This is a genomic window from Arthrobacter sp. NPDC056691, assembly GCF_042791415.1.
Taxonomy (GTDB): Bacteria; Actinomycetota; Actinomycetes; order Actinomycetales; family Micrococcaceae; genus Arthrobacter.
In genome coordinates, this window is the sequence record NZ_JBHTXX010000048.1 from 24728 (window position 1) to 34169 (window position 9442).

Annotated in this window: 10 protein-coding genes; 6 read left to right on the plus strand and 4 right to left on the minus strand. The window is 66.7% G+C overall.

The window, feature by feature from the left end; genetic code table 11:
• Positions 1 to 120: 120 nt before the first annotated feature.
• Positions 121 to 1086 (plus strand): quinone oxidoreductase family protein, encoded by a 966-nt coding sequence (locus tag ACFRAU_RS24590; protein ID WP_378001821.1) that lies wholly within the window; start codon positions 121 to 123, stop codon positions 1084 to 1086.
• A gap of 98 nt (positions 1087 to 1184) precedes the next feature.
• Entirely contained in the window at positions 1185 to 2006 is an 822-nt protein-coding gene (locus ACFRAU_RS24595) for an IclR family transcriptional regulator (RefSeq protein WP_377995872.1), read from the plus strand.
• Between the two features lie 19 nt (positions 2007 to 2025).
• Here ACFRAU_RS24595 and ACFRAU_RS24600 read toward each other — a convergent pair whose 3' ends face one another.
• Together ACFRAU_RS24600 and ACFRAU_RS24605 are read right to left on the minus strand one after the other, a co-directional pair.
• A complete protein-coding gene (locus ACFRAU_RS24600) occupies positions 2026 to 2265 on the minus strand; it encodes a hypothetical protein (RefSeq protein WP_378001822.1) in 240 nt (79 codons plus the stop codon).
• 20 nt (positions 2266 to 2285) lie between these two features.
• Positions 2286 to 2468: a hypothetical protein gene (locus tag ACFRAU_RS24605; protein WP_378001823.1), complete on the minus strand. Its 183-nt coding sequence runs from the start codon at positions 2466 to 2468 to the stop codon at positions 2286 to 2288.
• A 366-nt stretch (positions 2469 to 2834) separates the two neighbouring features.
• On the opposite strand from ACFRAU_RS24605, the gene ACFRAU_RS24610 reads away from it, so the two are divergent.
• From ACFRAU_RS24610 to ACFRAU_RS24620, 3 genes are all read left to right on the plus strand, one after another.
• Positions 2835 to 3086 (plus strand): hypothetical protein, encoded by a 252-nt coding sequence (locus ACFRAU_RS24610; RefSeq protein WP_378001824.1) that lies wholly within the window; start codon positions 2835 to 2837, stop codon positions 3084 to 3086.
• A 150-nt stretch (positions 3087 to 3236) separates the two neighbouring features.
• Positions 3237 to 3548, plus strand: a complete 312-nt coding sequence (locus tag ACFRAU_RS24615; RefSeq protein WP_378001825.1) for a hypothetical protein — start codon at positions 3237 to 3239, stop codon at positions 3546 to 3548.
• A 227-nt stretch (positions 3549 to 3775) separates the two neighbouring features.
• The gene (locus ACFRAU_RS24620) at positions 3776 to 5554 is read left to right on the plus strand and encodes an alpha-glucosidase (RefSeq protein ID WP_378001826.1); all 1779 of its coding nucleotides are present in this window, start codon (positions 3776 to 3778) and stop codon (positions 5552 to 5554) included.
• Between the two features lie 22 nt (positions 5555 to 5576).
• Here ACFRAU_RS24620 and ACFRAU_RS24625 read toward each other — a convergent pair whose 3' ends face one another.
• Together ACFRAU_RS24625 and ACFRAU_RS24630 are read right to left on the minus strand one after the other, a co-directional pair.
• Entirely contained in the window at positions 5577 to 7271 is a 1695-nt protein-coding gene (locus tag ACFRAU_RS24625) for an alpha-amylase family protein (RefSeq protein ID WP_378001827.1), read from the minus strand.
• Positions 7268 to 8239: a TIGR03885 family FMN-dependent LLM class oxidoreductase gene (locus ACFRAU_RS24630; protein WP_378001828.1), complete on the minus strand. Its 972-nt coding sequence runs from the start codon at positions 8237 to 8239 to the stop codon at positions 7268 to 7270. The genes ACFRAU_RS24625 and ACFRAU_RS24630 overlap by 4 nt, the downstream gene beginning before the upstream one ends.
• Positions 8240 to 8331: 92 nt before the next feature.
• On the opposite strand from ACFRAU_RS24630, the gene ACFRAU_RS24635 reads away from it, so the two are divergent.
• Positions 8332 to 9399 carry an ATP-dependent DNA ligase gene (locus tag ACFRAU_RS24635; RefSeq protein WP_378001829.1) on the plus strand — a complete coding sequence of 356 codons (1068 nt, stop codon included), beginning with the start codon at positions 8332 to 8334 and terminating at the stop codon, positions 9397 to 9399.
• The last annotated feature ends 43 nt before the right edge of the window (positions 9400 to 9442 follow it).

The window sequence follows — 9442 nt, forward strand, 5'->3', positions numbered from 1 at the left end:
TGCCCTGCCCGGGCTTAGGCCGGCAGGGTGCCCTTCCGCGCGGAGGGCCAAAATGCGCGGCATTGGGAATGCCGCGCATTTCATCGACTGGCCGCAGGCCAACCATAAAGGAGTACCGAGATGCCTTATGCCATGCAGATCACCCGGGCCGGCGGCCCGGAAGTATTCGACCGGATCCACGTTCCCCGACCGGTTCCCGGGCCGGGTCAGCTGCTGGTGCGCGTGGCCGCGGTGGGGGTGAACTTCATCGAGACGTACCAGCGTGCGGGCGTCTACGCCGTCGAATATCCCCTGGTTCCGGGAGTCGAGGGTGCGGGCACAGTCGAGGAGGTAGGCGCCGGGGTGACCGGGTTCGGCGTGGGCGACCGGGTTGCCACGACAGAGGGCGAGGGCAGCTACGCGGAGTACATGGTGCTGGACGCCGGGAAGGCGCTTCCGGTGCCGGACAGCGTCTCCGACACCGTCGCCGCGGCGGTGCCGGCGCAGGGCATCACCGCGCACTACCTGGTCACCTCCAGTTACGCGGTACGGGCCGGGGACACTGCCCTTACCTACGCGGGGGCCGGAGGGGTGGGACTGCTGCTGATCCAGCTGCTCAAGCTCAAGGGTGCCACCGTGATCACCACAACGTCGACGCCGGAAAAGGCCAAGCTGGCCAGGGAAGCCGGGGCCGACCACGTACTGGACTATGCCCGCGTCCCTGAGCGCGTACGGGAGCTGACCGGCGGCCGCGGCGTCGACGTCGTCTATGACGGCATCGGCAGGGACACTTTTGAGGGGTCCCTGGGCGCCCTGCGCATCCGGGGCACGCTGGTGCTGTTCGGTGGCGCTTCCGGGCAGGTGCCGCCCTTCGACCTGCAGCAGCTCAACGCCCACGGCTCCCTGACCGTCACCAGGCCGAAGATTGACGACTTCCTGCTCGATGACGAAGAACGGCGCTGGCGCTCCTCGGAGGTGTTCGGCCTCGTGGCTGACGGGAGGCTGAAGGTCAGCATCGGTGCACATTTCCCGCTCGGGCAGGCCGGCCAAGCCCACGCCGCCCTGGAGTCACGGGCAACCACCGGCAAGGTCATCCTGGTCCCTTAAGCTCAGGGGTGAACGCCCCGTTCGCTAATTGAAAAAGCATAGGATGGTGGGGACAGCACGGGCCTCGGGCCCTGAGCGAACGCGAACCGGGAGCAGATATGGCGGCGGGACGAAGCGCAGCAGAAGCAGGCGAAGCACAGGGAACCGAAGCGACGACTGCCGATGATTCGGTAGACCTGACCAACAAGTCCGTCATCAAGGCGACTGTGCTGCTGAGCGAACTGGGCCGGCACCGGCAGGGCATCACCGTCACAGAGCTTGCCCAGGCTGTCGGCATGACCCGCCCGACGGCCTTCCGCCTGCTCCTGAGCCTGGAGCAGACGGGCTTCGTGGACCGCGTCGACAACCGGTATTTGCTCGGCTGGCAGGTGGCCAGGCTGGGCAGGCTGGCGGATCCCTACACGGGGGCCGTTGCCAGGATCCAGCCCATTCTGGACGAGTACGCAGCGAAGCTCAAAGAGACCATGAGCTTCGCGATGGTCCGGAGTGAGACTTCCTACGATGTGATCGCCGAAGCCTCCGGCTCCCGCTACCTGAACGCTACCCACCTGTACGTCGGGGGGAACTACCCTGCACATGCCAGTGCCACTGGCAAGCTCCTTCTTTCCGAACTTAACGACGACGAAATTGCCGCTACGTTGCCGGACAAGCTGGAGTCCTACACCGCCCGCACCATCACGAGCCGGAAGGCCCTCCTGCAGGAAATCCGCCGGGTCCGCGAACAAGGCTACGCCGTCATCGATGAGGAGCTTGAGGAGGGCCTTTTCGCCGTCGCGTATCCGGTCCGTGGCGGTTCGGACGGACTGCTCGGCGTGCTCGCGGTCCAGGGGCCCGTCCAGCGGTTCCAATCGGACAAACTGCCCGGCGTCGTGGACCAGCTGATTAAGGCCGCCGACGAGGTTGCGAAGGCTTTGTCCTAGCGGCGCCTTCGCTCTGCGCTCAGGCGTTCGCCATGGCGATCAGGTGCTCGCGCGACGGGTACTTCCATTCCACGTACTGGACGGGGACTCCGGCGCGCTCAGCCACCACGCCATGAGTGACGCCGTCCGGGCCCTCGCTGCTGCTCACCTCGGTGATGCAGGCAATCAGGGCAGCGGTGCGCCGTTCATCGCGTTCGCGGAGGATTTCCGCGACCATCTTGGGGGTCTTGCGCCGTGCCTTCTGGCGCCAGTGCGACATGTCTTACCTCTGCGTGGCGGTTAGGCGGCGTCTGGACCCTCAACGCACAGGCCGGCCCACGGCGCGCAGGTCAGCACCTCGGAGCCCATGGACTGCCGGATCGCGGCGCCGCCCATGGCGCCTGCCCGCCTGCGGCCGGCAACGGTGCGGCCGGCGACGGAACGGGCGAATGCGATGAGAAGGATGCGGTGAACGGTGCTCATGATGGGCTCCTCGCGGGCTGCTGGGGGAACCAGGGGTTCCCGGGGATGAAGTATTCGACACCGGCAAGCCGCCGTTGGCCGCTCGATGCATTGAAACTTTGAACGTGACGTTCATTCTCTGAACGTGCTTTCATTGTGGCCCGTGTCACGGAAATTTGCAAGGGGCTTGCTGGCGCCGCCGCCTCCGCCCCCCGCCGCCGCCTCCGCCCCCCGCCGCCGCCTCCGCCCCCCGCCGCCGCCTCCGCCGCGGGCCAAGGCTGAGTTGCGCGGGGCTTGACGGTGAACTGGATCACTCTTAAGCTGAACGCCACGTTCATAAGTTGAACGTCGAAGATGTCCCCGCCACCTATCCCATGGACCACGAACATGCGCCTACATTCCGCAACTCCGGCCAGCCACACCACCCGCCTGCCGGCCGCGCCAGTGCCCGACTGGTCCAGGCTTTCCCGGGATGACGCCGTCAGGGTGCTCCTGCGGGACGGCAGGATCATTTCGGGGCAGATTGACATGATCGCCGTGGACCGCAGCGTCTTTTGGGTGATTCAGTCGGCCGGCCGGGGGAGGGTAATGGTGTGCAGTTCCGATAAGCCCGTGGTGGTCCGCGCCGCGGCTTCGTAATCCATTGCGCGAGATCGTGAGCCGTGCCACAATGGCGTAACGTTCATAAAATGAACGTGACGTTCAAATTTGCTAAGTAGCAAGTCCACCAGACAAGGAAGTCGGCCGGTACACAGGTGTACCGGGCCGCAAGGCAGGAGGGAAAGAACCATGTCCATCTCAGCAGGTCACCGAGCCATCGTCAGTGCCTTCGGCTGGGGGCACGGCCCCGCCCGCCGGGCCGCCGCGGCCGTGCCGGCAGTAGAACTGCCGGTCAGCTTCCCTGCGCCTTCGGCGGCGGTGCCGGCCGCCGTCGGACCCTCCACCGTCGAACCGGCCGCCGTCGAACCCGGCACACTGGTTTGCTCCCCGTGGGAAGGCCTCTACCTCGCACAGGCCCACCCGGTGACCGCCCGCGGGGACGGGGCCACGGCCCGTCACCAGCTGGACTCGTTCCTCAACAGCCTGATGTACGGCGAGTAAAGTACAGAGGCCAGTGCCATGACAACCACTCTTTACGCCGAAGCTGCGAGCAACGGGTCCTCCACAGCAGCAGCCACCGACGACTGCGACGCCAACACCTGCTTTTACTGCGCCAGTCCTGAGACGGACTGAGGAGCCACCCGCGCAGGCCATTGACCGCCGATCCTTCTGGAACAAGACTTTCAGTGGGCCAGCAGCCCGCCACCGTCGACCAGGAGGAGCCAGCGATGACCACCCAGGAAACCGAGGCAGAAGCGGACTACCCGGCCAGCAGGGAGTGGTTCAAGAGCGCGGTGGTGTACCAGATCTATCCGCGCAGCTTCGCTGACTCGGACGGCGACGGCATCGGCGACCTCCGCGGGATCATCGGCAAACTGGACTACCTGCAAAAGCTGGGGGTCGACGTCGTCTGGCTCTCCCCGGTGTACCGCTCGCCGCAGGATGACAACGGCTACGACATCAGCGACTACCGTGACATCGACCCCGTCTTCGGCGACCTCGAGACCCTCGACGAACTGCTGGACGGCCTGCACGCGCGGAACATGAAGCTGGTGATGGACCTCGTGGTGAACCACACCTCGGATGAACACCCGTGGTTCGTGGAGTCCCGCTCCAGCAAGGACAACCCGAAGCGGGACTGGTACTGGTGGCGGCCGCCCCGCGACGGCGACGGACCGGGTGCAGCAGCGCCCGGAGCCCCAGGCGCGGAACCCAGCAACTGGGGCTCGGCCTTCTCCGGGCCCGCCTGGGAATACGACGAAAGCACGGGGGAGTACTACCTCCATCTGTTCTCCAGGAAGCAGCCGGACCTCAACTGGGAGAACCCGGAGGTGCGGGCCGCCGTGTACGACATGATGAACTGGTGGCTGGACCGCGGCGTGGACGGCTTCCGGATGGACGTCATCAACTTCATCTCCAAACAGCAGTCGCTGCCGGACGGTCCGCAGGCCGAGGGGATGCTCTACGGTGACGGCGGTCCGCACTTCATCTGCGGCCCGCGCATCCACGAATTCCTGCAGGAGATGCACCAGGAAGTCTTCGCGGGGCGGGACAAGGACCTGCTGACCGTGGGTGAGATGCCGGGGGTCACCGTTGCGGACGCTGCCCTGTTCACGGATCCTGGCCGCCGGGAGGTGGACATGGTGTTCCAGTTCGAACACGTGGCACTGGACCAGGAGGGCGGCAACAAGTGGCGGCCTAAAAAGCTGCTGCTCGCCGACCTCAAGAAGTCCCTGGGCCGCTGGCAGGAAGGGCTCGCGGAACGCGGCTGGAACAGCCTCTATTGGGGAAACCATGACCAGGCCCGTGCCGTTTCCCGGTTCGGCGACGACGGCCGCTGCCGGGAGCTGTCTGCGAAGATGCTGGCCGCCGTCCTGCACCTGCACCGCGGCACGCCGTACGTTTACCAGGGCGAAGAGCTGGGTATGACCAACATGGCGTTCGGCGCCATCAGCGACTACCGGGACATCGAAGTCCTCAACCACCACCGCGAAGCCACCACCCACCTGGGCCACACCGACGCTGAGGTCCTCGCCGCCCTGGCGCCGCTGAACCGGGACAACGCCCGGACGCCCGTGCAGTGGGACGCCAGCCGGCATGGCGGCTTCACCACCGGGGCGCCCTGGATTGCCGTGAACCCGAACGCGAACACGATCAACGCCGCCGCCCAGGTTGACGATCCCGGGTCCGTCTTCAGCTTCTACCGCAAGGTGATCGCCCTCCGGCACTCGGATCCCGTGGTCGCCTACGGGGATTTCAGCATGCTGCTGCCCGACGACGAGCACGTCTACGCGTTCACGCGCTCCCTTCCGGAGGCAGAACTTCTGGTGCTGGCCAACTTTTCGGGGACCGGCCGGACGGCCGACGTCGACGACGGCGGCTGGGTCCGGGATGATGACAACGCACCAGCGCCGCTGGTGCTGGGCAACTATCCGCCGGACGCCGGCGAACTGAAGCCGTTTGACCTGCGCCCGTGGGAGGTGAAGGTGTTCCGCCGGAACGTGTAGGCACTCCCGGGCGTAGGAGGGCTCAGGGCGCCAGGCGGTCGCCGGGCCGGTGCACGCGGAACCAGCGGTAGCCGTACCGTCCCAGCTCAACGGTGAACCCGCCGTCGGCCGCCAACGGAACGTTCCCGCCGTCGAAGAGATCCAGCAGGATCGCGTCCCGGAACGCCCGCGGCGGGCTGTCCCCGGACCCGACATTCGCGCTGATCTTGACCGGCACGGCGCCGAAGTTGTGCAGCAGCACCACGGTGGCCTCCGCCGAGCTGCAGCGGTGCGCAAACACGGCAGGCTCCGGCTGTTCGAGGACAGCGAACTCGCCCCAGCCCAGCTCCGGTGATTCGCGGTACCGCTGGATCAGTGTGGCCATGAAGTTCCAGAGGGACTCCGGATCCCGTTTGGCACTGGCCGCGTTGACCTTTTCCGGGCCGTACTCACCGCGGGGCAGCGGGACCACCAGCTCGGACACCTTGGCACTGGAGAAGCCGCCGTTCTTCCCGTCGTTCCACTGCATGGGCGTGCGGACGGCGGCGCGGCCCTTCTGCCGCAGGTCTTCGCCCATGCCGATTTCCTCGCCGTAGAAGAGCACGGGTGTGCCGGGCAGGGAGAACATCAGCGAGTAGACCATCCGGATCCGGTCGGCGTCACCGTCCAGCATCGGCGGCAGCCGGCGCCGCAGCCCCCGGCCGTAAAGCTGCATGTTCTTGTCCGGTCCGAACGCGGCGAACACTTCCTCCCGCTCGCCGTCGCTGAGCTTGTCCAGCGTGAGCTCGTCATGGTTGCGCACGAACATCGCCCAGTGGTTGTCCGGATGAAGCCGCGGACGCGTCTTCAGCGTCTCCGCCAGCGGACGGGCATCCTGCCTGGCGAGCGACAGGTAAATGTACTGCATGGACATGAAGTCGAACTGCATGTTCAGCTCGTTGCCTTCGGCGCCGCCGAAATACTCCAGCTGGTCCTTGTAGGGCAGGTTCACCTCGCCCAGCAGCACCGCGCCGCCGTTGCGCCGGTTGACGAAGCTTCGCAGGGCGCTGAGGTAGTCGTGCGGGTTGATGTTGGCGGCCTCGTCCTTCGGCGCGCCGCGTGTCTCCAGGAAAAACGGCACGGCGTCCAGCCGGAACCCGTCCAGCCCGAGCTCCAGCCAGAGACCCATGGCCTTGGCGATCTCATTGCGGACGTGGGGGTTGGTGACGTTGAGGTCCGGCTGGTGCTCCATGAACATGTGCAGGTACCACTCGCCGGTGGCATCGTCCTGGGTCCAGATGGAGGTCTGCTCGCCCGGGAACACCACTTCGGAGGATGTGTCCGGCGGCGGATCGCTCCGCCAGACGTAGTAGTCCCGGTACGGGTTGTCCACGGATTTGCGGGCCTCGACGAACCAGGGGTGCTGGTTGGACGTGTGGTTGACCACGAAGTCCGCGATCACCCGGATGCCGCGGTCCTTCGCGGTGCGGATGAACTCCACAAAGTCGCCCAGCGTGCCCAGCCGGCGGTCGACGTCGAAAAAGTCCGTCACGTCGTAGCCGTCGTCGCGGTCCGGGGACGGGTAGAAGGGCATGAGCCAGATGCAGTTCACGCCCAGTGCCGCCAGATAGTCCACGCGCTGGGTCAGGCCGCTGAAATCACCGGTGCCGTCGCCGTCGTGGTCAAAGTAGGTTTCCACGTCCAGGCAGTAGACGACGGCGGTTTTCCACCACAGGTCCGATGTCTCCGCGATGTTCATGCCACGGGCACCTTCCGCAGCTGCGGCAGGACACTGTCCGCGAAGGCGTCGATGAACGGCGCCTGCTCCTGCCCCACGAAGTGCAGGTACAGCTCGTCGAATCCGAGGTCAAGGTATTCGCCCAGCCACTGCACGTGGCGGTCCAGGCTGGCGGAAATGTTGACCGACTTCCGGACCTGCGCTTCCCCGACGTCGGTGCTGACGCCGTCGAAGTGCGCCGCCGTCGGCAGATCCCAGGGGATGGGCGGGGCGAAAACATTCGAACGCCACTGGTCCAGGGCAATGGCGAGGGCGTCCTCCTCCCGGGGAGCCCAGGACAGGTGGATCTGCAGCACGGCCTTCCCCTTGCCACCCCCGGCCCGGTACGCCGCCAGCATCTCGGTGAGCTTTTCGGCCGGCTGGTTCACCGTCACCAGGCCATCAGCCCAGCCGGCGGCGCGGCGGGCCGTCTCCACGCTGATGGCCGGCGCGATCAGCGGCGGCGGTGGCTCCGGGACGTCCCAGATCCGGGCCTGCTCCACGGTGACCAGGCCGTGGTGGGTTACCTCCTCGCCGGCGTGCAGCCTCCGGATAACGTCGACGCACTCCTCCAGCCGTTGCTGCCGGGTTTCCTTCAGGGGCCAGGGGTCCCCGGTGACGTGCTCGTTCATGTTCTCGCCGCTGCCCGGTGCCATCCAGAACCGGCCGGGAAACATGGACGCCAGCGTGGCCGAGGCGTGGGCGATGATGGCAGGGTGGTACCGCTGTCCCGGCGCGGTGACCACGCCGAAGCGCAGGTTGGTGGTGGCCAGGGCAGCCCCGAGCCAGGACCACGCGAAGCCCGAATGCCCCTGCCGCGCCGACCACGGTTCGATGTGGTCCGAGCACATGGCGGCGTCGAAGCCCGCCTCCTCGGCGAGCCGGACGTCCTTCAGGAGCTGGCCTGGGCTCATCTGTTCATGCGATGCGTGGAAACCGATAGCTGCCATCGTTAATGTCTACCGGCGGGCGGTTCCCGTGTCGAGGGTGCTTGTTGCCGGAGGGGTGGCATCTGGGGAGGTCCCGGGCAAGAATGGGGCCTATGCAGCTGCCGGTCATGCCCCCTGTTTCCCCCATGCTGGCCAAATCGGTCGGTGCCATCCCCGAAGGCCGCCTGAGTTACGAGCCCAAATGGGACGGATTCCGCTCCATCATCTTCCGCGACGGCGACGACGTGGAGATCGGTAGCCGCAACGAGAAGCCTATGACGCGCTACTTTCCTGAGCTCGTGGAGGCGCTGAAAGCCAACCTGCCGCCCAAGTGCGTGATCGACGGCGAGATCGTCCTGGTGGACCCGTCCGGGGACCGGCTGGATTTCGACGCCCTGCAGCAGCGGATCCACCCCGCCGCCAGCAGGGTCAAGATGCTCTCCGAACAGACACCGGCGAGGTTCGTGGCCTTTGACCTGCTGGCCCTCGGCGACGAGGACTTCAGCGGCCGTCCCTTCGCCGAGCGCCGCGCGGCCCTGGTGGACGCCTTTGCCGGCGCCGCGGCTCCCATCCACCTGACCGCCGCCACGCAGGACCCGGAGCTGGCCGGAAAATGGTTCCACCAGTTCGAGGGTGCCGGCCTGGACGGGATCATCGCCAAGCCGCTGGACGGGAACTACCAGCCGGACAAGCGCGTGATGTTCAAGATCAAGCATGAACGGACCGCCGACGTCGTCCTGGCCGGCTACCGCGTTCACAAGAGCGGCCCCGACGCGATCGGTTCGCTGCTGCTGGGGCTGTACAAACCAGACGGCGAACTCGCCAGCGTGGGCGTGGTGGGGGCCTTTCCGATGAAGCGGCGCCAGGAACTGTTCGAGGAACTCCAGCCCCTGGTCACCAGCTTCGACGAGCACCCCTGGGCCTGGGCCAAGCAGGCGGAAGGCGCCAGGACGCCCCGCAATGCGGAGGGCAGCCGGTGGAGTGCCGGCAAGGACCTGTCCTTCACACCGCTGCGGCCTGAACGGGTGCTGGAAGTGAAATACGACCACATGGAAGGCGAGCGGTTCCGCCACACCGCCCAGTTCGTGCGCTGGCGGCCGGACCGGGACCCTGAGTCCTGCACCTATGAACAGCTCGAGGAGCCGGTGAAGTTCGACCTCGCCGAAGTGCTGGCCACCTGAGGGCTGCTTAAACCCCGACGGCGGTCCGCCCCTTCCGAAAGGG

Excerpts from the sequence above, each read along its gene's own strand:
- ACFRAU_RS24590 (WP_378001821.1), top strand. The coding sequence starts at position 121 with ATGCCTTATGCCATGCAGATCACCCGGGCCGGCGGCCCGGAAGTATTC.
- ACFRAU_RS24595 (WP_377995872.1), top strand. The coding sequence starts at position 1,185 with ATGGCGGCGGGACGAAGCGCAGCAGAAGCAGGCGAAGCACAGGGAACC.
- ACFRAU_RS24600 (WP_378001822.1), bottom strand. The coding sequence starts at position 2,265 with ATGTCGCACTGGCGCCAGAAGGCACGGCGCAAGACCCCCAAGATGGTC.
- ACFRAU_RS24605 (WP_378001823.1), bottom strand. The coding sequence starts at position 2,468 with ATGAGCACCGTTCACCGCATCCTTCTCATCGCATTCGCCCGTTCCGTC.
- ACFRAU_RS24610 (WP_378001824.1), top strand. The coding sequence starts at position 2,835 with ATGCGCCTACATTCCGCAACTCCGGCCAGCCACACCACCCGCCTGCCG.
- ACFRAU_RS24615 (WP_378001825.1), top strand. The coding sequence starts at position 3,237 with ATGTCCATCTCAGCAGGTCACCGAGCCATCGTCAGTGCCTTCGGCTGG.
- ACFRAU_RS24620 (WP_378001826.1), top strand. The coding sequence starts at position 3,776 with ATGACCACCCAGGAAACCGAGGCAGAAGCGGACTACCCGGCCAGCAGG.
- ACFRAU_RS24625 (WP_378001827.1), bottom strand. The coding sequence starts at position 7,271 with ATGAACATCGCGGAGACATCGGACCTGTGGTGGAAAACCGCCGTCGTC.
- ACFRAU_RS24630 (WP_378001828.1), bottom strand. The coding sequence starts at position 8,239 with ATGGCAGCTATCGGTTTCCACGCATCGCATGAACAGATGAGCCCAGGC.
- ACFRAU_RS24635 (WP_378001829.1), top strand. The coding sequence starts at position 8,332 with ATGCAGCTGCCGGTCATGCCCCCTGTTTCCCCCATGCTGGCCAAATCG.